The following is a 23,839-nucleotide window of genomic DNA, read 5'->3' as shown; positions in this document are numbered from 1 at the left end:
CTGTCCATGGAACGTATCCTCGAAAACGCGATGTATGCCTCACGCTGGCTGCTCGCCCCGATCTACTTCGGCCTCTCGCTTGGCCTGCTGGCACTGGCCCTGAAGTTCTTCCAGGAAATCATCCATGTCCTGCCCAACGTCTTCACCCTCGCCGAAGCCGACCTGATCCTGGTGATCCTGTCGCTGATCGACATGTCGCTGGTCGGCGGCCTGTTGGTGATGGTGATGATCTCGGGCTACGAGAACTTCGTCTCGCAGCTGGACATCGACGACAGCAAGGAGAAGCTCAACTGGCTCGGCAAGATGGATTCTTCGTCGCTGAAGATGAAGGTCGCCGCGTCCATCGTCGCCATCTCGTCGATCCACCTGCTGCGGGTGTTCATGGATGCGCAGAACATCTCCACCGACTACCTGATGTGGTACGTGATCATCCACATGACCTTCGTCATCTCGGCGTTTGTCATGGGTTATTTGGATCGCATTACCAAGCACTGATTGGTTTGGGCGCTATCGCGGGGCAAGCCCGCTCCCACGCAACCCTCAAGGTATGCGTGGGAGCGGGCTTGCCCCGCGATCTTTCTGACCGACGGCAGCTTGTGCTTTCGCCGTTGTCGTACAAAAAATGAGCACTCATGCGTGGTTCCCGCAGCGAGGTACGCCCATGAACCTGCATCAGCTCAATGCCGAGGCCAGGGCTGGCCATGTCGACGAACTCAACCTGATCGCCATCGAGGGCGGTGACTACCTGCTCGAGGCCCGGGTCAAGGGTCGTCCCCACCCCTTGGCCGATACCCGCGGCCAGCGTCTGCGCGTGCATTCGGTGGAGGATGCGCGGCAGCTTCTGCAATCGCTCCCCTTGCTATCGATGAACCTGGTGCACTGGTCCGTGCAGGATGAGATGTGTGGCCTGGGTCTGCACCCGGAAGAAGACCTCAAGGTCCCGATTTCCCAGCGTTCGGCCTGGTAGCTGCTTCGCGCGGCACCAGTGTGCTAGGCTGCTCGCCCTTTTCATTAGGGCGCGGATGCAGTGCGCCCTTAAGCGGAGCAAGCCAATGTCCGAACTCAACCTGTCCACCGACGAATCCCGCGTCAGCTACGGCATCGGCCGCCAACTGGGCGGCCAGCTGCGTGACAACCCGCCACCAGGCGTCAACCTGAACGCTATCGTTGCCGGCCTGACCGACGCCTTCAACGGCGCCGACAGCCGCGTCAGCGAAGAAGACCTGTCGGCCGCCTTCAAGGTCATCCGCGAAGTGATGCAGGCCGAAGCCGCAGCCAAGGCCGAAGCCGCCGCTGCCGCCGGCAAGGACTTCCTGGCCTTCAACGCCAAGCGCGAAGGCATCGTGACCCTGGCCTCGGGCCTGCAGTACGAAGTGCTGACCGCAGGCGAAGGCGCCAAGCCGACCCGCGAAGACAACGTGCGTACCCACTACCACGGTACCCTGATCGACGGCACCGTGTTCGACAGCTCCTACGAGCGCGGCCAGCCGGCCGAATTCCCGGTCGGTGGCGTGATCGCTGGCTGGACCGAGGCCCTGCAGCTGATGAACGCCGGCAGCAAATGGCGCCTGTACGTGCCGAGCGAGCTGGCCTACGGCGCCCAGGGCGTCGGCAGCATCCCGCCGCACAGCACCCTGGTGTTCGACGTCGAGCTGCTCGACGTTCTGTAATGCCTGATCGCGGGGCAAGCCCGCTCCCACGAGGTAGCAGAGCACCAGTGGGAGCGGGCTTGCCCCGCGATGCCTTTCAGTTCCAATCCGTTCCCCCCGGGCGCAACGCCCGCGCATAGCAGAACAGAAACAGATTCCTCACCAGCTCCTTGAGCACCCCGGGTTCACTCGAATTCAACCCCGTGAGGTCCAGGTCACCCTGGTCACGCAGTTCGTCGAGCGCGTCTTCCTCGAGTACGGCGCACACTTCGCCAGTCTCGCGGTGGAGGATACGCAGGTAGGGGTGGGGGCGGTCGAGCCAGGCGTCGATCAGATAGGTCATGGCTATTCTCCTTGGATAGCGTTTCCAATGAGAATAATTCTTATTATCAAAATAGCAAGAGACTACTGGAAGAAATCTTCCAAATGGTGCAGGCGATCCTGTTGCAGGATCTGTCAGGGCCGCCCGCAGGGCAGCCCCGAGGGGCAGGAGATCAGACCTTGCGCACGAACTCGGACTTGAGCTTCATCGCGCCGATGCCGTCGATCTTGCAGTCGATGTCGTGGTCGCCATCGCACAGACGGATGTTCTTGACCTTGGTGCCGACCTTGACCACCAGGGACGAACCCTTGACCTTGAGGTCCTTGATCACGGTGACGGTGTCGCCGTCCTGCAGGACGTTGCCGACCGAATCCTTCTTCACCACGTCGTCGCTGGCGGCTTCGGCTTCGCCGTTGGCCGACCACTCGTGGGCGCATTCGGGGCAGATCAGTTGGGTGCCATCCTCATAGGTGTATTCGGAGTTGCATTTGGGGCAGGGTGGCAGAGTGCTCACGGCGTTTCCTTTCAAGTACAGGCGGGTAAAGGCGCACATTGTATAAGGTTTTGGTGCTGGCTGCACAAATGCATCGCGGGGCAAGCCCGCTCCCACGCCATGATGTGTGCTGGCGTGGGAGCGGGCTTGCCCCGCGATGAGGGTGTTGCGATGAATCAGTGGGTGCGTGCGACCGCGAACTCGCTCAGCTCGACCAGGGCATCCCGGTACTCGCTGGCCGGCAGCACTTCCAGGCAGGCGATGGCGCGGGCGACGTAGTCGCGGGCCATCTGCGCGGTGTAGTCCAGGGCGCCGGATGCCTCGACGGCGATGCGGATCTGCTCCAGGTCTTCCAGGCCACCTTTCTGGATCGCCTGGCGCACCAGCGCGGCCTGCTCCGGGGTGCCTTCGCGCATGGTGTAGATCAGCGGCAGGGTCGGCTTGCCTTCGGCCAGGTCGTCGCCGACGTTCTTGCCCAGGGTCTCGGAGTCGCCCTTGTAGTCGAGCAGGTCGTCGACCAGCTGGAAGGCCACGCCCAGGTGGTCGCCGAAAGTGCGCAGTGCTTCGCGCTGCTCGTCGGTGGCGCCGGCCAGCGCGGCGGCGCTGTGGGTCGAGGCCTCGAACAGCATCGCGGTCTTGCCGCGGATGACGTCCATGTACACCTCTTCGGTGGTGCTGGCGTCACGCACGCGCGACAGCTGCAGCACTTCACCCTCGGCGATCACCCGGGTGGCCTTGGAGAGGATCTGCATGACCGGCATCGAGCCCAGCTCGACCATCATCTCGAACGAGCGCGAATAGAGGAAGTCGCCCACCAGCACGCTCGGCGCGTTGCCCCACAGGGCGTTGGCGGTGGAGCGGCCACGGCGCATGCCGGACATGTCGACCACGTCGTCGTGCAGCAAGGTGGCGGTGTGCAGGAACTCGATGGTCGCCGCCAGCAGGCGCAGGTCGTCGCCTTCGCGGCCCAGGGCCTTGCCGCACAGCAACACCAGCAGCGGGCGCAGGCGTTTGCCGCCGGCGGAGGTGATATAGTCGCCGATCTTCGATACCAGCGGGACGCGCGAGGTCAGCTGCTTCTTGATGATCTCGTCGACGGCGCTGAAATCATCAGCTACCGCGCGGTAGAAGGATTGGGGTTGCATCGGCTGCTCCATTGAGGTTGCGCGGCATGCTAGGTCGCGGGTCCCGGTGTGTCAAGGCGCGGTGGCCGTGGCCCCGGGCCGGTACTTGCAAGCATTTATGGGGTTGCGTACAATCGCGCACCCTAACTTCCTGGGCAGCACCTGCCTTACGCAATTGCACCGGGCCGTTCCAGCCTTGTGCAGCCATGCCAGCCAATACTCATCATATAAAGCGCTGGGTGAGCAGGATTATCGGAGAAATACCATGTCTTACGCAGTAATCGTTACCGGCGGCAAGCAGTACAAAGTCGCTGAAGGTGAATTCCTCAAGATCGAAAAACTGGAAGTCGCCACTGGCGAATCCGTGACCTTCGATCGCGTCCTGCTGGTCGCCAACGGTGAAGAAGTCACCATCGGCGCTCCAGTTGTTGCTGGTGCTAAAGTAGTGGCCGAAGTCGTTTCGCAAGGCCGCCACGACAAGGTTCGCATCATCAAGTTCCGTCGTCGTAAGCACCACATGAAGCGCATGGGCCACCGCCAGTGGTTCACCGAAATCAAAATCACCGGTATCCAGGCTTAATCGCCCCGATCCCCTGAATTTATTGGAGAATTGAACCATGGCTCACAAGAAGGCTGGTGGTAGTACTCGTAACGGTCGCGACTCAGAATCTAAACGCCTTGGCGTGAAGATGTATGGCGGCCAGGTGATCAAGCCGGGCAACATCATCGTCCGTCAGCGCGGCACCGAATTCCACGCTGGCTACGGCGTTGGCATGGGCAAGGATCACACCCTGTTCGCCAAGATCGAAGGCGTGATCAAGTTCGAGAAGAAAGGCGAGTTCATGCGCCGTTACGTGAGCATCGTCGCCGCTTAATCGCGACGTCGCTCCAGAAGCCCCGTCATGCGACGGGGCTTTTTCGTTTGTGGTGAGCCTCTTGCAAAGCTGTTTGTCTGGGCTGCCGGCGTTGGTTTCTGATGGTACGGGGCCGCCGCGCTCATTTTTGCAAGAGCCTCATGGTTTTCTGGTTTTCGACTCGTCGTCCGACGAGAGGCGGTTTTGAATGAAGTTTGTAGACGAAGTATCGATCCGGGTTAAGGCCGGTGACGGCGGCAACGGTTGCATGAGCTTCCGCCGCGAGAAATTCATCGAGAACGGTGGCCCCAACGGCGGTGACGGTGGCGACGGCGGTTCGGTGTACATGGTGGCCGACGAGAACCTCAACACCCTCGTCGACTACCGCTACACCCGTCACCACGAAGCCCAGCGCGGCTCCAACGGCGGCAGCACCGACTGCACCGGCAAGAAGGGCGATGACCTGTTCCTGCGCGTGCCGGTGGGCACCACCGTGATCGACGCAGCCACCCAGGAAGTCATCGGTGACCTGATCACCCCGGGCCAGAAGCTGATGGTCGCCCAGGGCGGCTGGCACGGCCTGGGCAACACCCGCTTCAAGTCCAGCACCAACCGGGCGCCGCGCCAGACCACCCCGGGCAAGCCCGGCGATCAGCGCGACCTGAAGATGGAAATGAAGGTCCTGGCCGACGTCGGCCTGCTGGGCCTGCCGAACGCCGGCAAGAGCACCTTCATCCGCTCGGTCTCGGCCGCCAAGCCGAAAGTCGCCGACTACCCGTTCACCACCCTGGTGCCGAACCTGGGCGTGGTCAGTGTCGACCGCTGGAAGAGCTTCGTCATCGCCGACATCCCCGGCTTGATCGAAGGCGCCTCCGAAGGTGCCGGCCTGGGCATCCGCTTCCTCAAGCACCTGGCCCGTACCCGCGTGCTGCTGCACCTGGTCGACCTGGCGCCGCTGGACGGCAGCAGCCCGGCCGATGCCGCCGAGATCATCATCAACGAGCTGGCGCAGTTCAGCCCGGCGCTGGTCGACCGTGAGCGCTGGCTGGTGCTGAACAAGGCCGACATGATCATGGACGACGAGAAGGATGAGCGCGTCAAGGAAGTGGTCGAGCGCCTGAACTGGGACGGTCCGGTCTATGTCATCTCGGCCATCGCCAAGCAGGGCACCGAGAAGCTCAGCCACGACCTGATGCGCTACCTCGAAGACCGCGCCGACCGCCTGGCCAACGACCCGGCCTACGCCGAGGAACTGGCCGAGCTCGACCAGCGCATCGAGGACGAGGCCCGTGCCCAGCTGCAGGCCCTGGACGATGCCCGCACCCTGCGTCGTACTGGCGTCAAGAGCGTGCACGACATCGGTGACGATGATGACTGGGATGACTTCGAGGACGACGAAGACGGCCCGGAAATCATTTACGTGCGCGACTGATCGGTTGCAGTACACTAAACGCCGCTCTCTGGAGCGGCGTTTTTGTATCCACGGTATCTACAGATTCGACATAGGTTGGAAGAGAAGATGCGAAGCAAGGTGACTGGCGCCCAGCGCTGGGTCGTGAAGATCGGCAGCGCGCTGCTGACCGCCGATGGCAAGGGCCTCGACCGCGGCGCCATGGCGGTGTGGGTCGAGCAGATGGTGGCCCTGCGTGAAGCGGGCGTGGAACTGGTGCTGGTCTCCTCCGGGGCCGTGGCCGCCGGCATGAGCCAGCTGGGCTGGACCTCGCGACCGAGCGCGATGAACGAGCTGCAGGCCGCCGCCTCGATCGGCCAGATGCGCCTGGTGCAGGCCTGGGAGTCGAGCTTTGGCGAGCATGGCAAGCACACCGCGCAAATCTTGCTGACCCACGACGACCTCTCCGACCGCAAGCGTTACCTCAATGCCCGCAGCACCCTGCGCACGCTGGTCGACCTGGGCGTGGTGCCGGTGATCAACGAGAACGACACCGTGGTCACCGACGAGATCCGCTTCGGCGACAACGACACCCTGGCCGCCCTGGTGGCCAACCTGGTGGAAGCCGACCTGCTGGTGATCCTCACTGACCGCGACGGCATGTTCGACGCCGACCCGCGCAACAACCCCGAAGCCCAGCTGATCTACGAAGCCCGTGCCGACGACCCGTCGCTGGACGCCGTGGCCGGCGGTACCGGTGGCGCCCTGGGCCGCGGCGGCATGCAGACCAAGCTGCGCGCCGCGCGCCTGGCCGCCCGTTCCGGTGCCCACACCATCATCATTGGTGGCCGTATCGAGCGCGTGCTGGATCGCCTGAAGGCCGGCGAGCGCCTGGGCACCCTGCTGTCGCCCGAGCGCGGCATGCTCGCCGCGCGCAAGCAGTGGCTGGCCGGCCACCTGCAGACCCGTGGCACCCTGGTGCTCGACGACGGCGCGGTGAAGGCCCTGCGCGAATCGAACAAGAGCCTGCTGCCGGTGGGCGTGAAGACCGTGCAGGGTAGCTTCCGCCGTGGCGAGATGGTGGTCTGCGTCGGCCCCGATGGCCTGGAAGTGGCCCGGGGCCTGGCCAACTACAGCGCCCTGGAGGCGCAGAAGATCATCGGCCAGCCGTCCGACGCCATCGAGAGCCTGCTGGGCTACAGCGCCGAGCCTGAGCTGGTGCATCGCGATAACCTGGTCCTGGTCTGAAGGAGATCACCGTGCTGAAAAGGATGTTTGCCGTGGCGGCGCTGCTGCTGCCGATGCTGGCCGGGGCCGAGGAAATCGGCCAGGTGTCCACCGTGTTCAAGTTCGTCGGGCCCAATGACCGCATCGTGGTCGAGGCGTTCGACGACCCGAAGGTCGACGGCGTGACCTGCTACCTGTCGCGGGCCAAGACCGGTGGCTTGAAAGGTGGGTTGGGGCTGGCCGAGGACCGTGCCGAGGCGTCGATTGCCTGCCGCCAGGTGGGGCCGATTCACTTCAAGGGTGAGTTGAAAGATGGCGAGGAGGTGTTCAAGGAGCGCACCTCGCTGGTGTTCAAGACCATGCTGGTGGTGCGGTTCCTCGACAAGAAGCGCAATACGCTGGTGTACCTGGTGTACAGCGACCGGGTGATCGAAGGCAGCCCGCAGAATGCGGTGACGGCGATTCCGATTGTGCCTTGGGCACAGCAGTAACTTCCCGATTTTTGGGAGGCCTTTGGCCTCCTTTCGCGGCACAAGGCCGCTCCTACAGGGGGACGCATATCCCTGTAGGAGCGGCCTTGTGCCGCGAAAGGGCCGCGAAGCGGCCCCATGCACCTAATCAGGCCAGTTCCTCGGCCTCATCCTCGCGCACGATCGCCTTCACTTCGTCGCGACGGCTGATGTACTTCCAGTCCGCCTCGTCGATGTAGATGCCATTCGGCCCGCTGCCGCCTTCCAGGTCGATCGCCACCCGCGCCGACACCTGCGGCTTCACGCTCGCCAGGATCGGCACGAAGCCCAGCTGCTGGCTGGTCTCCAGCAACGCCGCCTGGTTGCGTTCGTCGATGTCCGCCGCCTCGTCGAGGTAGTACGGCAGGCGAATGCGCCCGGCCAGGTCGCGGTCCATCAGGTGCAGCAACAGGTACATGTTGGTCAGCGCCTTGATGGTCATGGTGGTGCCGTTGGACGCAGCGCCGTCGATGTCGGCGTGAATCACCGGCTGGCTGTTGATCTTGGTGATCTCGAAGGCCAGTTCGAACAGGTCCTTCAGGCCCAGCTGGTTGTGGTTGGCCGCCACCAGCCGCGCCAGGTACTCCTTGGCCTCTTCGTTCTTGTGATCCTGCTCGGCGCTTTGCGTGAGGTCGAACACCGACAGGGTTTCGCCTTCCTCGTACTGGCCGGCGCTGTGGATGATCTGGTCGATGTGCCGGAGCGCTTCCTTGTTCGGTGCCAGCACCACGCGGAAGCTCTCCAGGTTCGACACCTGGCGCTTGTTGATCTCGCGGTTGAACAGCGCCAGCTGGTGCTCGAGGCTGTCGTAGTCGCTGCGGATGTTGCGCAGGGTCCGGGCGATGTCGGTGACCGCGGCGCGGCGGGCCTTGGCCAGGGTCAGCGCTTCCTCGGTGCGGTGCGAGTAGGCGTTGATCAACAGCTGCAGGCGGCGCTCCATGTCGTCTTCGCTGTCGAACTTGGCCACGCCCTTCAGGCGCACCTGGGCGTACAGCGCCTCGATCTGGTTGTCGACGCGCTGCAGCGCCTGCCAGCTGTCCTGGTAGTCGTTGAGCAGCGGCAGCAGGTTGTCCATGGAGTCGTCGATCGCCTCCATGAACGGCGTGCCGAACGGCAGGTCGGCCGGCAGCAGCTGGCGACGGCGCAGGGCGTCTTCCAGGGTGCGCTGCTTGGCTTCGAGGTCGGCGATCTGCCGGCCCACCAGCTGCAGCTTGGCCGACAGTTGCTGGACGCGTTCGGTGAAGGCGTCGCTGGAGCGCTTGAGCTCGTCCTGGGCGGCTTCCAGCTGGCCCAGTTGCTCCATCTTCTCCGGCTCTTCGGCGGCCAGGGTCTCGGTGCGGCGGAAGTCTTCCAGGGCCTTCTGCGCATCCAGCACCTGCTGGTACAGGGCCTCGGTCTGCGCCTTGCTGGCGGCGCGGTCGAGGGCCACGGCCTGCTGGGTCTTGAGCTGCTTGAGTTCTTTTTCCAGGCGCTCTTTCTGGTCGCGCAGGGCGGCGCGGTCGGCCAGGGCCTGCAGCGCGGGTGGGTCGATGTGCGAGATGTCGATGGACAGGCCCGGCACTTCGAAGCGTTCGCCCTTGAAGCGGTCGAGCACGCCTTCGAGGGTCTTCACCCAGACGTCGCTGTCGTCCAGCTCGATGCCACGGTCACCCAGCGGCAGGCTGAACAGCGCACCGTTGAACAGGCGCATCAGGCGGTCGACGTCCTGCTGCGAGAACTCCTCGCGCAGGCGGGCGTAGCTGTTGTTGTCGGCGTGGTCGAGCTGCTGCTTGACTGCCTTGACGCGTTTTTCCAGGTCGCGCACGCGCTCGTCGAGGTCCTCGGCGGAGAACTGTCGCGACTGGGCCAGGGCGCCGGCCAGTTCGTCGTGGGCGTCCTTGGCCGCCAGCAGCTGCTGCTCCAGGACCTTGACGTCGGTGACCAGGGCGAAGCGGTGCTTGAGCACCGACAGCTCACCCAGCCAACGCTGGATGCCGGTAATCTCGCGCTCCAGGCGCATCAGCTCCTGGGTACCGCCGCGCTGGTCGTTCTGCAGGCGGTCCTGCTCGCCACGGTAGTGCTCGGACTGGATTACCAGCTCTTCCTTGCGCGCCATGGCGTATTCCTGCCAGGTGCCCAGCAGGTTGTCGAGCAAGGGCGAGATGCGGTGCAGCTTGCCGCGCAGGATGTCGCGTTGGGCCACGCCACCGGCCAGGGCCTCGACCAGTGGGCCTGCGGCCACCAGGGCGTTGTAGTCGCCCTCCATGCGGCGCACGTCGCGGAAGGCCTCTTCGCAGGCGGCGATGTAGTCGACGCTGCCCGAGCGCAGGCTGTGCTCGAAGGCGTCGAGGAACAGCTGCTTGAGCTTGGCGGCGGTGATCTCGCGCATGTGCAGCAGGTTGATGAACAGTGCGCGGAAGGTCTTCAGGCTTTGCTCGCTGGTCGAGCGCAGCGGGATCAGGGTCAGGTCCAGCGGCACCGAGGTGTGGCCGCCGACCAGCAACCGGCGCAGCTCGTCCGGCTTGAGCTCGTAGGCTTTCAGGCCATGGCGCTCGAGGTTGGTGAACAGCTCCTTCTGGCGCAGGCAGGTGTCGTCTTTCTGGTAGTGGGCCAGGTCCAGCTCGCCCTGGTAGGCGAAGAACTGGTGGCCGAAGCCGCCGCCCGGGCCGCGACCGACCACGCCGATCACGTGCGGGCCGTGGGGCAGGTTCAGTTCGGTGAGGATGTAGCTGGTGTCGGTGGCGAAGTAGAAGCGCCGCGACTGTTCCAGGCTGTACTTGCCGAAGCTCATGTCGGACATGCGCGCCAGGATCGGGAACTGCAGGGCGTTGATCGACGCCGATTTACCCAGGTTGTTGGCGCCGTAGACCGACAGCGGGTGTTCCAGGGGGAACAGGCCGAGGCTGTAGCCGGCGGTGTTGAGCAGTGCGAAGCGGCGGATGCCGTAGCGTTCCTGGCTCATGCGTCAATCTCCTGTTGCTCTTCGCGGATCGCCCGGGCCAGGGCGTCCTCTTCGCTTTCCTCGCCGTCGAACGGGGTGAGGTCGAGCGGGTCGTCGGTGCGGTTGAGTTCCTCGGGGGTTTCTTCCACCACCAGCACGGGCACCGGCAGCGGCAGGTCGCTGTGCAGGGTGGCGGCCAGGTCGCGGTCCTGCTGGACCGACAGGCACACGTCGAGGAAACGGTGCATCGGCGGCATGAAGCGGTAGATGCCGCCCTCTTCGAAGGCGAAGCCCAGCTGGGTCATGCGGCGCATGATCTTTTCTTCGAGCTCGTCGACGGTCTGCACTTCGGCCTGCAGGAACAGGTCGCGGTACTTGTCCAGCAGCGATGGCAACTCGTCGCGGCCGATGCTGCCACCATCGAGCACGGCCATCGGGTCGCGGCCCTGGTCGGCCAGGTGCTCGACCAGGATGAAGGTGAACAGCGACAGGCGCTGGGCGGTCTTGTTGACCTGCGCGGCGGCCTGCTCGGGGACGAAGTAGTAGAAGCCGCGGGTGTCGCAGACCAGCTCGAAGCCCAGGGCCTTGAACAGGGTGCGGTACTGGTCCTGGAAGTTCGACAGCTGGGCGTACAGCTCCGGGTCGCGGCGGCTGATGTGGAAGCCCTTGAACAGCTCGCGGAAGATCGGCGCGAGCTGGGACAGTTCGGAAAGATCAAGATGCATGGACGGGGCTCGCGGTGGATTCGGTCGTGGTCGCCGGCTTGTTGTCGCGGCTGGAGGTCAGGGCGAAGGAGCGCAGGCTGACCAGGTGTTCGCGGGTGAGGTATTGCTGGCGATCGAGGCGCTCGCGGCTGAAGCGCTTCTCGCGCGACAGGCGCGAGAACCAGTACAGCAGTTCGTCGGTGGCGCCCTCGGGCTCCTGCTCCAGCAGCCAGACCATCAGGTCCGGCAGCGGCAGGGCGTCTTCGCAGCGTTCGAGCATTTCCTTGACCGTGCGTGGGGCGCGGGGCAGCGGGCCCTTCTGGGTCTTGTGCGCCTTCGGGAAGCGCGCAGGCTTGGGCTCGAAGCGGGCCAGGGCGTAGACGTAGGCTTCAACTTGGCTGGCGCTGCCGAGGAAGGTGCTCTGTGGGCGGGTGAACAGCGGCATGGCGGCCTGCGGCACGGCGTCGATGCCCTTCTTGCGGATCACCGACAAGGCCAGGGCGGCGCCACGGGTCACGGCGTTGTGCCGGCGCGCTTCTTCGCGCAGCGGCAGCAGCAGTTCGCGGGCGTGGCGCAGGGTCAGCTGGGCGCTGGTCTGCATTTCGAGGATGCGCGCATGGGTGCGCAGCAGCATGTCGTCGTCGACCAGGTGGCCCAGGCGCGCCTGCTCGCCCAAAAGGCGCAGCAGCACGGTCTCGACCTTGCGCACGCCCTGCTCGAAGGCGCCGTCGGCGTTGACCAGCTGGATCATCGGTTCGACGTACTCGTCCCAGGTCGCCAGCACTTCGGCGTAGCGCTGGCGCAGGGGGATCTGGCGGTTGCTGGTCTTGGCCCGCTCGGCCACGGCCACCAGCGCCTGTTCGTCGTTGTCGAGCTTCTTCAACACGTCGCGCACGCGCATGTCGAGCAGGCGCAGCTGGCGCGCCAAGTCGTCGCTGTCGCGGTTGTCGAAGGCGTCCTGGATATGCCCGGCGAGGCGTTCCAGGTGGCGCAGGTAAGCCTCGATCTCCAGGCACAGGCCCAGCCGGTGTTCGCGGCGCAGGTAGGCGAGGAAATCGTGGATCTGCGCGTTGAGCTCGAAACGGTTCGGGCTCTTGGCCACCGGGACCAGGATGTCCAGGCGGATCCACACGTCGAGCAGCTGGGTGATGTCCTGCGGGGTGCTTTCCACCTGCTGGCGGGCCAGCTGCTGGCGCAGCTCGACCAGGCTCAGGGTGCCCTGGTCGAAGCGCTCGCACAGCGGCTCGATCAGGGCCCAGTGTTCGGCTAGGGCGCGCAGGACGCGCTTGGGTTCGATCATTGGCGGGTCGACTCGTTGCCAAATAAAAGGGGCGATTGTACTGCATCCGGGGGGGAGGATTTCACCCCTTGGTCTGTTATGGGGACAACCCTGAGGCTCAAGGGGGGATTTACCGGCCCCATCGCGGGGCAAGCCCGCTCCCACACCTGCATTAAGGCGTGGGAGCGGGCTTGCCCCGCGATGGCCGATAATCTGTTGCGGCGCATCCTGGGCAACGGCGTTAGAATGCCCGACTGTTTCGTCTATCCCCGGATACCCGCGCCTTGCTGATCGAGTCCCGCCGCCGCGCCTACCTGTCCGCCATGCAAGTGGTGCACTGGCTGCCGCGCGCTGAACTGCCGTTCGCCGCCCCGTCGCGGCCGGAGCTGCTGTTGCCGGTGGCGCCGGTCGAGGAACTCGATTTCGAAGTGCGTCCGGCCGCTCCCGCGCCTGCGCCGAACGCCACCCCGGCGGCCCCTCAGGCACGTGCCGAGCGGCCGAAGATCGAAATCCCGCGCCCGGGCAGCGCGCCGAAACCGGCCGCCAAGCCGGTCGAGGCCGAGCAGGAGGCCCCCGCGCCACGCCCGGCGCCGGTACCGCCACCACGCTTCGCCCTGCAGTTGCTGCGCGCTGGCAGTTGCCTGCTGCTGGTCGAGCTGGCCACCGGCCAGCCGTTCCAGAGCCGCGATCCGTCGTACCTACTGCTCAAGGACATGCTGCGTGCCGCCGGCCTGCCGGATGCCCCGCAGATCATCGGCGAGCCGGTGCGCTGGCCGTTGCTGATGCGCGGCAACATGGACCAGGGCCCGGACGCCGCCCGCGACTTCGTCCAGGGTTTCATCGCCGCGCGCCTGGAAGAGGCGCCGTGCACCTGCCTGTGGCTGCTCGGCCTGCCGGCCATCCGCTTCGCCGGCCAGGCCGATGCCGAAGCCTACTACCAAGAACTCGAGGTCGACCTGCTCGGCAACGCCTGGGCCTTGCCCGGCCTTGAACTGTTGATGGACGAGCCGCAACGCAAGGCGGACGTCTGGAAAGCCATGCGCCAGCTGATGGCGCGCTGGAAGAGCGTTGAATGAGTGACTCGATCAGTTTCCGCCCGGCAACCGAGGCGGATCTGGATGCCCTGCTTAAGATCGAATATGCCGCCTTCAGCCACCCCTGGACCCGCGGCATCTTCCTGGATGCGCTGAAGTCCTATGAAGTGTGGTTGATGTTCGTTGGCCAGCAGCAAGTCGGCCATGGCGTGATCAACGTGATCATCGACGAGGCGCACCTGCTCAATATCACCGTCAAGCCGGAAAACCAGGGCTGCGGGTTGGGCCTGCGCCTGCTCGAGCACCTGATGGCGCGGGCCTACCAGCTCAATGGCCGCGAGTGTTTCCTCGAAGTGCGCGCCAGCAACCAGTCGGCCTATCGCCTGTATGAGCGCTATGGGTTCAACGAGATCGGCCGGCGTCGAGACTACTATCCGGTGGCGGGCGGGCGCGAAGACGCGCTGGTGATGGCCTGTACGCTGCTGGAGGACTGAGGCGCGCCGCCGCGGGCACCGGTTCAAGCCAGTGCCAGGCGACGGCTGAGGTTCAGGCGGCGAGAATTAACGCTCGATTGCCAGGGCTACGCCCTGACCGCCGCCGATGCAGAGGGTCGCCAAGCCCTTCTTCGCATCGCGCTTGATCATTTCGTGCAGCAGGGTCACCAGCACCCGGCAGCCCGAGGCGCCGATCGGGTGGCCCAGGGCGATGGCGCCGCCGTTGACATTGACCTTCGCCGCATCCCATTCCAGCTGTTTGCCCACCGCCAGCGCCTGGGCGGCAAAGGCTTCGTTGGCCTCGATCAAATCCAGATCGGCCAATTGCCAGCCGGCCTTGTCCAGGCAGCGCTGGGTCGCCGACACAGGGCCGATGCCCATGATCGCCGGGTCCACGCCGGCGCTGGCGTAGGCGGCGATCTTCGCCAACACCGGCAAGCCCAGGGCCTTGGCCTTGGCGGCGCTCATCAGCAGCACCGCGGCGGCGCCGTCGTTGAGGCTGGAGGCGTTGCCGGCGGTGACGCTGCCGTCTTTCTTGAACGCGGCGCGCAGCTTGCCGAGGGATTCGGCGGTGGTGCCGGGGCGGGGTTGTTCATCGGTGTCGAACACCAGCGGCTCGCCTTTTTTCTGCGGGATGTGGATCGGGGTGATCTCGTCCTTGAAACGCCCGGTCTCGATGGCGGCCACGGCCTTGCGCTGCGACTCGGCGGCGAAGGCGTCCTGTTGTTCGCGGGTGAGGGCGTACTTGTCCACCAGGTTCTCGGCGGTGATGCCCATGTGGTAGTCGTTGAAGGCGTCCCACAGGCCGTCGGTGATCATGCTGTCGATCAGCTGGCCGTGGCCCATGCGCTGGCCGGTGCGCGCCGAAGGCATCACGTAGGGCGCCAGGCTCATGCTTTCCTGGCCGCCGGCGATCACCACCTCGGCGTCACCGCAGCGGATGGCCTGGGTGGCCAGGTGCAGGGCCTTGAGGCCCGAGCCGCAGACCTTGTTCAGGGTCAGGGCAGGGACCTCGAAGGGCAGGCCGGCCTTCACGGCGGCCTGGCGGGCGGGGTTCTGGCCGGCGCCGGCGGTGAGTACCTGGCCGAGGATCACTTCGTCGACCTGGGCCGGGTCCAGCAGGGTCTGGGCCAGCAGCTGGCGGATCACGGCGGCGCCCAGCTCCACGGCGGAGACGTTGGCCAGGCCCCCCTGGAAACTGCCGATGGCAGTGCGGGTGGCGGCGACGATGACGACTTCGTTCATTGTTGTTCTCCGGGATGCGGGCGTGATCCTCACAGCATCCCCGCCCGGGGCTTATTTGAGAAGTTTGTTTTTCTTTGCCATTGATCTGAAATTCAAATGAATGATTGGCTTGCGGCGGTGCCTTCAATCGGGCGGGCTAAGCTTGGCTGGTTCCCACCAACCAGAAGGGGTCCATTCATGCGCCGTTCAGTGCTCGCCATCACCCTGCTGCTCGCCAGTGCCGGTGCGTTCGCCAAGACAGAGTGCACCACCGCCGATCGCGGCACCTGGCAGGATGCCGACAAGTTCCAGGACCAGCTCAAGGAGCAGGGCTACAAGATCAACAAGTTCCAGATCACCAAGGGCAACTGCTACGAGATCTACGGGTTCGACAAGGACGGCCGCAAGGTCGAGATCTACCACGACCCGGTGACGGGCAAGGCGGTCAAGACCGAGTACCATAAGTGACCGCCAGCGTGCGGCTGTGGGACCCCTTGCTCAGGGTGTGTCACTGGTCGCTCGCGCTGGTGTTCTTCGGCGACTATTTCTTCAACGAGGCCGGTGACGACTGGCACCAGTGGCTGGGTTACTACGCCTGCGTGTGCCTGGTGATACGGCTGACGTGGGGCTTCGTCGGGCCGCGCAGTGCGCGCTGGGCGGACTTCTGGCCGACGCCTGCGCGGCTGCTGGGCCATGCCCGGGCGCTGTGGCGCGGTGAGCGTTATCACCGCCTGGGGCACACGCCGATCGGCGCGCTGGTGATGGTGCTGATGATGACCGGCATCGCCAGCCTGGGCCTGACCGGCTGGATGATGCTGGAGGTGGATGCGTTGTGGGGCGCCGAGTGGCTGGAAACGCTGCACAGCTGGCTGGCCGATGGCGTGCTGGCGCTGGTCTGCGTGCACTTGCTGGCGGCGCTGGTGGAGAGCGTGCGGCTGCGCGAGAACCTGCCATGGTCGATGGTGACGGGGCGGCGCAGGTTCGAGGATCCGTGAGGTGTAGCCCATCGCGGGGCAAGCCCGCTCCCACGCCAGACCTGCATGTTCCAAACTGGCGTGGGAGCGGGCTTGCCCCGCGATAATCGTATCTACACCGCCGGGCACTGGTTGGTCACGCAGTGAATCCCGCCCCCACCCGCCGCGATCGCATCGATATTCAGCTGCACCACCTTGCGCCCCGGATACAGCTTCACCAGCAACGCCCGCGCCTTCTCGTCGGCACTGCGGTCACCGAACTGCGGCGCGATCACCGCGCCATTGATGACGAAGTAGTTGATATACCCCGCCGCGAAGTCCGGATTGTCCTCGCTGAACTTGCTGCGCCGAGGCTTGAGCGGTGGCGACATCGTGTGCACCTGCAACTTGCGGCCATCGGCATCGGTGGCGTTGCGCAGGATTTCCAGGTGCTCAAGGGTCACTTCGTGATCGTACGAGTCCGGATCGTTGTCCAGGTTCGCCACCACCACGCCGGGCGCCGCGAAGCGCGCATAGAAGTCCACATGGGCATCGGTGATGTCCTTGCCCTTGATGCCCGGCAGCCAGATGATCTTGCGCAGCCCCAGCCGCTCCTTCAGCTCCGCCTCGACCTGAGCCTTGCTCCAACCCGGGTTGCGGTTGCTGTTGATCCAGCTGCTCTCGGTCATGATCCCGGTGCCGTGGCCGTCCACCTCGATACCGCCACCTTCGCCCACCAGTTCGCTCTGCTGGTACTGGGCGCCGGCCAGCCTGGCGACGCGGGCTGCCAGCTTGGCGTCGTAGCGGTGCTGCTGCTTGCCGCCCCAGCCGTTGAAGTTGAAGTCCACCGCGCCCAGCGCGCCATCGTCGTCGACCACGAAGTTGGCGCCGATGTCGCGCATCCAGATATCGTCCAGCTCGGTCTCGACATAGGTGATGTTGTGGCTGCCGCATTCCTCCTCGGCGATGTCGCGCTCGCTGGCGCGGCAGAACACCGTCACCGGCTGGAACGCGGCGATGGCACGGGCGATGCGCCCGAGCGCGGCCTGGACGTCTTCGGTGAAGTCTTCCCAGATGGCGTCCTGGGCGCCGAAGGCGATGTAGGCGCGCTGGTGCGGTTCACCCTCGTCGGGCATGAACCAGCGACCGGCCTCGCTGGCGCGGGCGCTGTTGCTGCCGAACGGCAGGCCAAAGCTGGCGGCGGCGCCGAGGCCGGCGACGACGCTCATTTGCTGGAGGAAGGTACGGCGAGTGGGCATGGGGTCAGTCCTGTGCAGTCTTGAAACGGGTCCAGACGCGCATGCGCGCACGCATATCGGCCTGGGGGATGTCCTTGCCCGGGATCAGCCGGGTGTAGGTGGCATCGGCGAGGTAGATGTCCGGGTTGTCACGCAGGCGCGCGTCCACCAATGGGCGGGCCTTGGCGCTGGCGGTGGGGTAGCCGGTGAAGTTGCTGATCGCGGCCATGTTCTCCGGGCGCATGACGAAGTTGATGAAACGATAGGCGTATTCCGGGTGCTTGGCGTCGGCGGGGATGGCCATGGTGTCCATCCACACCGTGGTGCCTTCGCGGGGCACGCGGTACTGGAAGTCGATGGCCTTGCCGGCAGCCTCGGCGGTGCGCTGGGCCTGGATCACGTCGCCGCTGTAGCCCAGCGACAGGCAGGTGTTGCCGTTGACCAGCTCGGTGACCGGCTGTGACTGCAGCTTGCGCACATAGGGGCGAATGCCCTTGAGCAGTTCGCTGGCGGCGGCCAGGTCTTCGCGTTTGGCGCTGCGTGGTTCGCGACCGAGGTAGTGGAGGACCACGGCCAGCACTTCGTCGGGCGAGTCGATCATCGAGATGCCGCAGTCGGCGAACTTGGCCGCCAGCTCCGGTTTGAACAGCAGGTCGAGGCTGTCCAGCGGGGCGTCGGGCATGCGCTCGCGGATCTTCGCCGCGTCCATGGTCAGGCCGATGGTGCCCCAGGTGTAGGGCACGGTGGCCTGGCTGGCCTTGGGATAGCGCTCGTGCAGCTGGCGCAGACCGGGCTCGATGTCATCCAGCGCGGTCAGTTGCTGGCGGTCCAGCGGCCGCAGGCTGCCGGCGCGCATCAGCCGTTCGGCCACGGTGTCGCCGGGGAACACCAGGTCATAGCCGCTGCGCCCGGACATCAGCTTGGCCTCGAGCACTTCGCTGCCGTCCATGACGTCGTAGATCACCGGGATGCCGGTTTCGGCGGTGAAGCGCTTGAGGGTGTCCTCGGCAAAATAGTCGGCCCAGTTGTACAGACGCAGGGCTTCCTGCTCGGCCTGGGCAGCGCCGGCGCAGGCCACCAGGGCGGCGATGGCGAGCAGTTTCGATGGACGGCTTGGCATGGTTCAGGCCCTCGCGGTTTGTGGGGTACGGCCGTCGAGGGTCATCAGCGGCGCATACATGCTGGGGCGACGGTCACGGTAGATGCCCCAGGTCAGGCGGTCCTCGCGCATGCCTTCCAGGTCCAGGTCGTGCAGCCACACGCCGCTGCTGTCGCGGTCGGCTTCTTGCAGCATGGCGCCTTTGTGGTCGCAGATGAATGACGAGCCGTAGAAGTGCATCGACAGGTTGTCGTCACTACGGGCGACCTCGTGGCCGACCCGGTTGGCGGCCACCACCGGCAGCAGGTTGGCGGCGGCGTGGCCACGCATGGCCATCTGCCAATGGTCGCGCGAATCCAACTCGGCGGCGCCCGGCTCCGAGCCGATGGCGGTGGGGAACAGCAGCACCTCGGCGCCCATCAGCGCCAGGCAGCGGGCGGTCTCGGGGAACCACTGGTCCCAGCAGATGCCGATGCCCAGGCGGCCGAAGGCGGTGTCCCAGACCTTGAAGCCGGTGTCGCCGGGGCTGAAGTACTCCTTCTCCTGATAGCCGATGGCGTTGGGGATGTGAGTCTTGCGGTAGATGCCCAGCAGGTGGCCGTCGGCGTCGGCCACGGTCAGCGAGTTGAAGAAGGCATTGCCGGCGCGCTCATACCAGCTCAGCGGCAGCACCACGCCCAGCTCCTTGGCCAGGGCGGCGAAGCGCTTGAGCAACGGGCTGTCGTGGTAGTCCTGGGCCAGGGTCTGGTGGCTGTGGCACTGCTCGATGCAGAAGTACGGGGTGGCGAACAGTTCCTGCAGCAGGATCACCTGGGCGCCCTGGGCGGCGGCCTCTCGCACCAGCTGCTCGGCACGGTCGAGGTTGGCGGCCAGGTCCCAGCTGCAGGCCATCTGCGTGGTGGCGATGCGCAAGGTGCTCATGGCCGCGCCCCCTGCCACGCTGGCTGCTGCTGGGTGATGCAGTGGATGCCGCCGCCACCGTGGGCGATGTGGTCGATGCGCACCGGCACGACCTCGCGGCCGGGGAAGGCCAGGGCCAGCTGCTGCGCGGCGGCCTGGTCGGCGTCGATGCCGTAGGCCGGCATGATCACCGCGCCGTTGGTCAGGTAGAAGTTGGTGTAGGAGGCGCAGAACACCTCGGCTTCGGTGTCCACGGCCGCCGTGGCCTCGTACAGGTCGAGCAGCTCGAACGAGCGGCCCTGGGCATCAGTGGCCAGTTCCAGGGCGCGGCGGTTCTCGCGGGCCACTTCGGCGTACACCGAACCCTGGTCGTGGGTGGCGTCCACCAGCAGCACGCCGGGGCGGGCGAAGGCGCACACGCCATCGACATGGCCGTCGGTCATGTCGCCGGTGACGTACTGCGGGTCGCCCGGCAGCCAGATGGTCTTGCGGATGCCCAGCAGGCGGGCGAAGCAGTCCTCGAAGTCGGCCTTGCTCAGGCCCGGGTTGCGGTTGGGATTGAGCAGCACCGACTCGGTGGTGATCAGCGTGCCTTCGCCGTCGACGTGGATGGCGCCGCCTTCGTTGCACAGCGGGGTGCTCAGGCCTTCGAGGCCGAGGTGGTCGAGGATGCGCCGGGCCAGGCTGCGGTCCTTGCCATGCTCGGACTTGTCGCCCCAGGCGTTGAAGCGCCAGCTCAGGCCGGCCACGCCCTGTTGCGGGTGGACGAGGAAGGTCGGGCCGCTGTCGCGGCACCAGCTGTCGTCCACGGCCAGTTCGACCAGCTCGATGCCGGGGCCGCACAGTTCGCGGGCAATGGCCATGGCCGAAGGATCGACCACCATCTTCACCGGCTCGAAGCGGGCGATGGCGGCGGCCACGCGGGCATAGTCGCGCTGCACGTCGGCCAGGGTCACGCCCCAGCCCGACTCCCACAGCGGCTTGTTGTGTGGCCAGATCATCCAGGTGGCGGCGTGGCGGGCCCATTCGGCAGGCATGCGCCAGCCGCTGTCGCGGGACAGGGTCATAGTGAACTCCGATCTATTAGGGATTGTTATCAACGAAGCCCGCCGTCGCGGGTGTTGCTGCCCATGTTATGGCTGGGAAAGTGGCGCGACAAACGATAGATTTAGCGTATTTCTGATTAGTCAGGCTTATCAGCATGCTCAAGCATTGGCCCCCGCTCAACGCCCTGCGTGGTTTCGAAGCCGCCGCCCGCCTGGGCAGCTTCCATAAGGCCGCCGAGGCCCTGAACCTCACCCAGTCGGCGATCAGCCAGCAGATCCGCAGCCTGGAAAGCTACCTGGAACAGCCCTTGTTTCATCGCAGCGGGCGCAGTGTCAGCCTGACCGATGCCGGGCATGACCTGCTCAGCACCACCCAGGCCTTGCTGCAGCAGCTGGCGGTGGGGATTCGTCGTCTCGACCAATACCGCAAGCCCAACCAGCTGGTGGTCAATACCACCCCGGCCTTCGCCCGGCATTGGCTGTTACCGCGCCTGGCGGATTTCCACCGGTGTCACCCGGACGTGGACCTGTGGCTGTTCACCAGCTTCGAGGTGCCGGACATGGCCAGCGAGACCATCGACCTGGCGATTCGCGACGATATCGGCCCGCAGGCTGAATGCAGCTTCACTGTGCTACACCAGGACACGCTGTATCCGGCCTGTCATCCGACATTGCCCGAGACCGGGCGCACGACCTTGCACGGCGAGCGCGAGGTGGACTGGAGCCACTGGCAGCTGGAGGGCGGCGAGGAGGTAGGGCAGCAGGGCAAGGGGCTGAATTTCTCCGACCCGGGGCTGCTGCTGGAGGCGGCGGGCGAGGGGCTGGGGATTGCCCTGGTCAGTCAGCTGCTGGCGCAGCGGATGGTCGACGAGGGACGTTTGCGACCCTTGTCGGCACAGCGTGTACGCGGGCCGGTGTGGAGCTGCCTGGTGCATTGGGAAAGCCAGGAGGATCCGTTGGCGCGGCAGTTCCTGGCATGGTTGCGCGAAGCCTTGCAGCCAGCACCGTCCCTGTAGGAGCGGCCTTGCGCCGCGAAAGGGCCGCGCAGCAGCCCCAGATTTCGGAAGATCGCTGAAATTGCCGGGGCCGCTTCGCGGCCCTTTCGCGGCACAAGGCCGCTCCTACAAAATGTTCGAGGATTTTGAATCACCCCGTAATATGTGTCGGATATCCCGCGAGGGTAGTCTCACCCTCTAGATCAAACGGCAGCGCCCCGAATCCGGGTGCTGCCCCAGCCTAAACCTGACGAGGTACAGACATTGGCCATCATTCATCCCAAGGTTCGCGGTTTCATCTGCACCACGACTCACCCCAAGGGCTGCGAGCTCAACGTCCGTGACCAGATCGAAGCCACCCGCAAGCTGGGCGTGCGCGAGGATGGTCCGAAGAAAGTCCTGGTGATCGGCGCCTCCAGCGGCTACGGCCTGGCCGCGCGCATCACCGCGGCGTTCGGCTTCAAGGCCGATACCCTGGGCGTGTTCTTCGAAAAGCCGGGCACCGAGACCAAGCCCGGTACCGCCGGCTGGTACAACGCCGCCGCATTCGACAAGTTCGCCAAGGCCGAAGGCCTGTACAGCAAGTCGATCAACGGTGACGCCTTCTCCGACGAAGCCCGTGCCAAGGTCATCGAGCTGATCAAGAACGAAATGGGCGGCCAGGTCGACCTGGTGATCTACTCCCTGGCCTCGCCGGTGCGCAAGCTGCCACAGACCGGTGAGCTGGTGCGTTCGGCACTGAAGCCAATCGGTCAGCCGTACAAGTCGACCGCCATCGACACCAACAAGGACACCATCATCGAGGCCAGCATCGAGCCGGCCACCGAGCAGGAAATCGCCGACACCGTCACCGTGATGGGCGGCCAGGACTGGGAGTTGTGGATCGACGCCCTGAACGCCGCTGGCGTGCTGGCGCCGCAGGCCCGCACCGTGGCCTTCAGCTACATCGGCTCCGACATCACCTGGCCGATCTACTGGGACGGCGCGCTGGGCAAGGCCAAGCAGGACCTGGACGAAACCGCCCAGCGCCTGGGCAAGAAAGTCGGTGGCAGTGCCAACGTGGCCGTACTGAAGTCGGTGGTCACCCAGGCCAGCTCGGCGATCCCGGTGATGCCGCTGTACCTGTCGATGGTCTTCAAGATCATGCAGGAGAAGGGTATCCACGAAGGTACCCAGCACCAGCTGGACCGCATGTTCCGTGAGCGCATGTACCGTGCGGACGGTGCGCCGGCTGCCCTGGACGACGAAGGCCGTCTGCGTCTGGACGACTGGGAACTGCGTGATGACGTGCAGGACGCCTGCCGTGCGATGTGGCCGAAGGTGACCACCGAGAACCTGTTCGAGCTGACCGACTACGCTGGTTACAAGAAGCAGTTCCTCAACCTGTTCGGCTTCGAGCGCGCTGACGTCAACTACGACGAAGACGTGGCGACCGACGTACGGTTCGACTGCATCGAGCTGTAAGCAAGTCCTTGACCGCGCAGCCGTTGATGACGGCTGCGCGGTTCCCGCCGACGACTTGTTAATATTCTGAAACAAATCACCCAATGGCCCTTTGCCATGGGCACCCTCCGCCTGATCTATACCCCAGCTATTGGCCTTGCAATTCCGCCGGGGCCAGGGAGGGAGCAATGGGCGCACTGCAAAAACTACAAGAACGCATCCGCCAGAAGGGCCTCAAGCGCACCTTCAAGACGTTGTTCGAACGCTACGTGTTCTTCCACTGGGAACTGCTGTGGATGGAGCGCGACCTGATCAGTCCAGTGCCACCCCACAGCCTCAAGGCCCACACGCCGGTCACCCTGGTGCAGATCACCCCCGCCAACGCCGACGCCTTCGCCGCGTATTTCGGCGACCGCGTCGAGACCATGCGCGAACTGGCCGCCGCCGGGCACACCGGGCACATGTACCTGGACGAGCAGGGCGACGCCGTGGCCTTCATCTGGGCCAGCGTGCTCGACTATCACGACAAGCACTACTACGGTTGCACCTTCCCGGTGAAACCGGGCGAGTTCTTCGAATTCGGCGGCGAAATGACCCGGCCCTACTTCGGCAGCGAGCTGTCGGTAACCGCCCAGGTCGAACTGTGGAACGCCATGCGTGAGAAAGGCTGTCACAAGGTGGTGGATGTGGTGGAGACCCACAACGTGCCAGCCATGAAGCTGCACCTGCGCATGGGTTACCACGAGCAGGGTCGGGTGATGCATGTGTATGGCCTGTTTGGCCGCTGGAAGCTGTTCCGCGAGACCCGCTACCACGGCTCGCGCCTGGCGGTGCTGCGCAAGCCGGGTGTGGCGCGGGCCCTGCCGACTGCTTGAACTATCGCGGGGCAAGCCCGCTCCCACGCTACCCTGAACTGGGCAGGGTAGCGTGGGAGCGGGCTTG

General features: G+C 65.4%; 26 protein-coding genes. 15 read left to right on the top strand and 11 right to left on the bottom strand.

The annotated features are described in order from the left end of the window. The first annotated feature begins 6 nt into the window (after positions 1–6). The 3 genes from LU671_RS11400 to LU671_RS11390 all read left to right on the top strand — a co-directional run bounded on the left by LU671_RS11400 (position 7) and on the right by LU671_RS11390 (position 1,670). On the top strand, positions 7–495 hold the full coding sequence (locus tag LU671_RS11400) for a TIGR00645 family protein (RefSeq protein ID WP_203650525.1): 489 nt from the start codon (positions 7–9) through the stop codon (positions 493–495). A gap of 166 nt (positions 496–661) precedes the next feature. Then, positions 662–967, top strand: coding sequence for a DUF6482 family protein (locus LU671_RS11395; protein WP_203650527.1), 306 nt, complete (start codon positions 662–664; stop codon positions 965–967). 85 nt (positions 968–1,052) lie between these two features. Continuing rightward, the gene (locus LU671_RS11390; RefSeq protein ID WP_203650529.1) at positions 1,053–1,670 is read left to right on the top strand and encodes an FKBP-type peptidyl-prolyl cis-trans isomerase; all 618 of its coding nucleotides are present in this window, start codon (positions 1,053–1,055) and stop codon (positions 1,668–1,670) included. Positions 1,671–1,746: 76 nt separating this feature from the next. On the opposite strand, the gene LU671_RS11385 is transcribed toward LU671_RS11390, so the two are convergent. The 3 genes from LU671_RS11385 to LU671_RS11375 all read right to left on the bottom strand — a co-directional run bounded on the left by LU671_RS11385 (position 1,747) and on the right by LU671_RS11375 (position 3,609). Next, positions 1,747–1,992, bottom strand: coding sequence for a PA4570 family protein (locus tag LU671_RS11385; protein ID WP_028691179.1), 246 nt, complete (start codon positions 1,990–1,992; stop codon positions 1,747–1,749). Between the two features lie 151 nt (positions 1,993–2,143). Then, a complete protein-coding gene (locus tag LU671_RS11380) occupies positions 2,144–2,485 on the bottom strand; it encodes a zinc ribbon domain-containing protein YjdM (RefSeq protein ID WP_043208469.1) in 342 nt (113 codons plus the stop codon). Between the two features lie 155 nt (positions 2,486–2,640). Further along, on the bottom strand, positions 2,641–3,609 hold the full coding sequence (locus LU671_RS11375) for a polyprenyl synthetase family protein (RefSeq protein WP_186712958.1): 969 nt from the start codon (positions 3,607–3,609) through the stop codon (positions 2,641–2,643). A 244-nt stretch (positions 3,610–3,853) separates the two neighbouring features. Here LU671_RS11375 and rplU point away from each other — a divergent pair, with 244 nt between their 5' ends. The 5 genes from rplU to LU671_RS11350 all read left to right on the top strand — a co-directional run bounded on the left by rplU (position 3,854) and on the right by LU671_RS11350 (position 7,550). Continuing rightward, positions 3,854–4,168: a 50S ribosomal protein L21 gene (gene rplU, locus LU671_RS11370; RefSeq protein ID WP_003247466.1), complete on the top strand. Its 315-nt coding sequence runs from the start codon at positions 3,854–3,856 to the stop codon at positions 4,166–4,168. A 37-nt stretch (positions 4,169–4,205) separates the two neighbouring features. Continuing rightward, positions 4,206–4,463 carry a 50S ribosomal protein L27 gene (gene rpmA / locus LU671_RS11365; RefSeq protein WP_003247464.1) on the top strand — a complete coding sequence of 86 codons (258 nt, stop codon included), beginning with the start codon at positions 4,206–4,208 and terminating at the stop codon, positions 4,461–4,463. A gap of 187 nt (positions 4,464–4,650) precedes the next feature. Next, on the top strand, positions 4,651–5,874 hold the full coding sequence (gene cgtA, locus LU671_RS11360; RefSeq protein WP_110735931.1) for an Obg family GTPase CgtA: 1,224 nt from the start codon (positions 4,651–4,653) through the stop codon (positions 5,872–5,874). 87 nt (positions 5,875–5,961) lie between these two features. Beyond that, positions 5,962–7,080 (top strand): glutamate 5-kinase, encoded by a 1,119-nt coding sequence (gene proB, locus LU671_RS11355; protein WP_203650531.1) that lies wholly within the window; start codon positions 5,962–5,964, stop codon positions 7,078–7,080. 23 nt (positions 7,081–7,103) lie between these two features. Continuing rightward, a complete protein-coding gene (locus LU671_RS11350) occupies positions 7,104–7,550 on the top strand; it encodes a CreA family protein (RefSeq protein ID WP_232855760.1) in 447 nt (148 codons plus the stop codon). Positions 7,551–7,677: 127 nt separating this feature from the next. On the opposite strand, the gene mksF is transcribed toward LU671_RS11350, so the two are convergent. Genes mksF through mksB form a run of 3 tightly spaced genes read right to left on the bottom strand, consistent with a single transcriptional unit; the run spans position 7,678 to position 12,492 of the window. Further along, positions 7,678–10,509 carry an Mks condensin complex protein MksF gene (gene mksF, locus LU671_RS11345; protein WP_203650533.1) on the bottom strand — a complete coding sequence of 944 codons (2,832 nt, stop codon included), beginning with the start codon at positions 10,507–10,509 and terminating at the stop codon, positions 7,678–7,680. Beyond that, positions 10,506–11,213, bottom strand: coding sequence for an Mks condensin complex protein MksE (gene mksE, locus LU671_RS11340; protein WP_011532174.1), 708 nt, complete (start codon positions 11,211–11,213; stop codon positions 10,506–10,508). The genes mksF and mksE overlap by 4 nt, the downstream gene beginning before the upstream one ends. Next, positions 11,203–12,492 (bottom strand): Mks condensin complex protein MksB, encoded by a 1,290-nt coding sequence (mksB, locus tag LU671_RS11335; RefSeq protein ID WP_110735926.1) that lies wholly within the window; start codon positions 12,490–12,492, stop codon positions 11,203–11,205. Before mksB ends, mksE begins: the two co-directional genes overlap by 11 nt. A 263-nt stretch (positions 12,493–12,755) precedes the next feature. On the opposite strand from mksB, the gene LU671_RS11330 reads away from it, so the two are divergent. Together LU671_RS11330 and rimI are read left to right on the top strand one after the other, a co-directional pair. Beyond that, positions 12,756–13,547, top strand: coding sequence for an energy transducer TonB (locus LU671_RS11330; protein WP_232855728.1), 792 nt, complete (start codon positions 12,756–12,758; stop codon positions 13,545–13,547). Then, positions 13,544–13,999 (top strand): ribosomal protein S18-alanine N-acetyltransferase, encoded by a 456-nt coding sequence (rimI, locus tag LU671_RS11325; protein WP_050706883.1) that lies wholly within the window; start codon positions 13,544–13,546, stop codon positions 13,997–13,999. The genes LU671_RS11330 and rimI overlap by 4 nt, the downstream gene beginning before the upstream one ends. Before the next feature lie 66 nt (positions 14,000–14,065). Here the strand turns inward: rimI and LU671_RS11320 are convergent, their stop codons facing one another. After that, the gene (locus tag LU671_RS11320; RefSeq protein ID WP_232855727.1) at positions 14,066–15,244 is read right to left on the bottom strand and encodes an acetyl-CoA C-acetyltransferase; all 1,179 of its coding nucleotides are present in this window, start codon (positions 15,242–15,244) and stop codon (positions 14,066–14,068) included. 177 nt (positions 15,245–15,421) lie between these two features. On the opposite strand from LU671_RS11320, the gene LU671_RS11315 reads away from it, so the two are divergent. Further along, positions 15,422–15,691 carry a PepSY domain-containing protein gene (locus LU671_RS11315; protein WP_232855726.1) on the top strand — a complete coding sequence of 90 codons (270 nt, stop codon included), beginning with the start codon at positions 15,422–15,424 and terminating at the stop codon, positions 15,689–15,691. Next, complete coding sequence (locus LU671_RS11310; protein WP_232855725.1) at positions 15,688–16,218, top strand: cytochrome b/b6 domain-containing protein; 531 nt, start codon at positions 15,688–15,690, stop codon at positions 16,216–16,218. The genes LU671_RS11315 and LU671_RS11310 overlap by 4 nt, the downstream gene beginning before the upstream one ends. A 92-nt stretch (positions 16,219–16,310) precedes the next feature. Here LU671_RS11310 and LU671_RS11305 read toward each other — a convergent pair whose 3' ends face one another. Genes LU671_RS11305 through LU671_RS11290 form a run of 4 tightly spaced genes read right to left on the bottom strand, consistent with a single transcriptional unit; the run spans position 16,311 to position 20,480 of the window. Beyond that, positions 16,311–17,435 carry an agmatine deiminase family protein gene (locus LU671_RS11305; RefSeq protein WP_232855724.1) on the bottom strand — a complete coding sequence of 375 codons (1,125 nt, stop codon included), beginning with the start codon at positions 17,433–17,435 and terminating at the stop codon, positions 16,311–16,313. 4 nt (positions 17,436–17,439) lie between these two features. Next, complete coding sequence (locus tag LU671_RS11300) at positions 17,440–18,534, bottom strand: extracellular solute-binding protein (protein WP_232855723.1); 1,095 nt, start codon at positions 18,532–18,534, stop codon at positions 17,440–17,442. 3 nt (positions 18,535–18,537) lie between these two features. Continuing rightward, positions 18,538–19,434, bottom strand: coding sequence for an N-carbamoylputrescine amidase (aguB, locus tag LU671_RS11295; protein ID WP_232855722.1), 897 nt, complete (start codon positions 19,432–19,434; stop codon positions 18,538–18,540). Continuing rightward, positions 19,431–20,480 carry an agmatine deiminase family protein gene (locus LU671_RS11290; protein WP_203650548.1) on the bottom strand — a complete coding sequence of 350 codons (1,050 nt, stop codon included), beginning with the start codon at positions 20,478–20,480 and terminating at the stop codon, positions 19,431–19,433. The genes aguB and LU671_RS11290 overlap by 4 nt, the downstream gene beginning before the upstream one ends. Before the next feature lie 134 nt (positions 20,481–20,614). Here LU671_RS11290 and LU671_RS11285 point away from each other — a divergent pair, with 134 nt between their 5' ends. The 3 genes from LU671_RS11285 to LU671_RS11275 all read left to right on the top strand — a co-directional run bounded on the left by LU671_RS11285 (position 20,615) and on the right by LU671_RS11275 (position 23,772). Beyond that, positions 20,615–21,475: a LysR substrate-binding domain-containing protein gene (locus LU671_RS11285; RefSeq protein WP_232855721.1), complete on the top strand. Its 861-nt coding sequence runs from the start codon at positions 20,615–20,617 to the stop codon at positions 21,473–21,475. Between the two features lie 243 nt (positions 21,476–21,718). Further along, positions 21,719–22,918, top strand: coding sequence for an enoyl-ACP reductase FabV (fabV, locus tag LU671_RS11280; protein ID WP_232855720.1), 1,200 nt, complete (start codon positions 21,719–21,721; stop codon positions 22,916–22,918). Positions 22,919–23,085: 167 nt separating this feature from the next. Then, complete coding sequence (locus LU671_RS11275; protein ID WP_232855719.1) at positions 23,086–23,772, top strand: GNAT family N-acetyltransferase; 687 nt, start codon at positions 23,086–23,088, stop codon at positions 23,770–23,772. Positions 23,773–23,839 lie beyond the last annotated feature (67 nt).

This window comes from Pseudomonas sp. NMI760_13, assembly GCF_021283245.1.
In the GTDB taxonomy this organism is placed as follows: domain Bacteria; phylum Pseudomonadota; class Gammaproteobacteria; order Pseudomonadales; family Pseudomonadaceae; genus Aquipseudomonas; species Aquipseudomonas peradeniyensis.
This window is presented reverse-complemented; position numbering and strand designations above follow the sequence as displayed.

Coding starts and splice junctions, on each gene's coding strand:
- LU671_RS11400 (WP_203650525.1), top strand. CDS start 7: ATGGAACGTATCCTCGAAAACGCGATGTATGCCTCACGCTGGCTGCTC.
- LU671_RS11395 (WP_203650527.1), top strand. CDS start 662: ATGAACCTGCATCAGCTCAATGCCGAGGCCAGGGCTGGCCATGTCGAC.
- LU671_RS11390 (WP_203650529.1), top strand. CDS start 1,053: ATGTCCGAACTCAACCTGTCCACCGACGAATCCCGCGTCAGCTACGGC.
- LU671_RS11385 (WP_028691179.1), bottom strand. CDS start 1,992: ATGACCTATCTGATCGACGCCTGGCTCGACCGCCCCCACCCCTACCTG.
- LU671_RS11375 (WP_186712958.1), bottom strand. CDS start 3,609: ATGCAACCCCAATCCTTCTACCGCGCGGTAGCTGATGATTTCAGCGCC.
- rplU (WP_003247466.1), top strand. CDS start 3,854: ATGTCTTACGCAGTAATCGTTACCGGCGGCAAGCAGTACAAAGTCGCT.
- rpmA (WP_003247464.1), top strand. CDS start 4,206: ATGGCTCACAAGAAGGCTGGTGGTAGTACTCGTAACGGTCGCGACTCA.
- cgtA (WP_110735931.1), top strand. CDS start 4,651: ATGAAGTTTGTAGACGAAGTATCGATCCGGGTTAAGGCCGGTGACGGC.
- proB (WP_203650531.1), top strand. CDS start 5,962: ATGCGAAGCAAGGTGACTGGCGCCCAGCGCTGGGTCGTGAAGATCGGC.
- LU671_RS11350 (WP_232855760.1), top strand. CDS start 7,104: ATGTTTGCCGTGGCGGCGCTGCTGCTGCCGATGCTGGCCGGGGCCGAG.
- mksF (WP_203650533.1), bottom strand. CDS start 10,509: ATGAGCCAGGAACGCTACGGCATCCGCCGCTTCGCACTGCTCAACACC.
- mksE (WP_011532174.1), bottom strand. CDS start 11,213: ATGCATCTTGATCTTTCCGAACTGTCCCAGCTCGCGCCGATCTTCCGC.
- mksB (WP_110735926.1), bottom strand. CDS start 12,492: ATGATCGAACCCAAGCGCGTCCTGCGCGCCCTAGCCGAACACTGGGCC.
- rimI (WP_050706883.1), top strand. CDS start 13,544: ATGAGTGACTCGATCAGTTTCCGCCCGGCAACCGAGGCGGATCTGGAT.
- LU671_RS11320 (WP_232855727.1), bottom strand. CDS start 15,244: ATGAACGAAGTCGTCATCGTCGCCGCCACCCGCACTGCCATCGGCAGT.
- LU671_RS11315 (WP_232855726.1), top strand. CDS start 15,422: ATGCGCCGTTCAGTGCTCGCCATCACCCTGCTGCTCGCCAGTGCCGGT.
- LU671_RS11305 (WP_232855724.1), bottom strand. CDS start 17,435: ATGCCCACTCGCCGTACCTTCCTCCAGCAAATGAGCGTCGTCGCCGGC.
- LU671_RS11300 (WP_232855723.1), bottom strand. CDS start 18,534: ATGCCAAGCCGTCCATCGAAACTGCTCGCCATCGCCGCCCTGGTGGCC.
- aguB (WP_232855722.1), bottom strand. CDS start 19,434: ATGAGCACCTTGCGCATCGCCACCACGCAGATGGCCTGCAGCTGGGAC.
- LU671_RS11290 (WP_203650548.1), bottom strand. CDS start 20,480: ATGACCCTGTCCCGCGACAGCGGCTGGCGCATGCCTGCCGAATGGGCC.
- LU671_RS11285 (WP_232855721.1), top strand. CDS start 20,615: ATGCTCAAGCATTGGCCCCCGCTCAACGCCCTGCGTGGTTTCGAAGCC.
- LU671_RS11275 (WP_232855719.1), top strand. CDS start 23,086: ATGGGCGCACTGCAAAAACTACAAGAACGCATCCGCCAGAAGGGCCTC.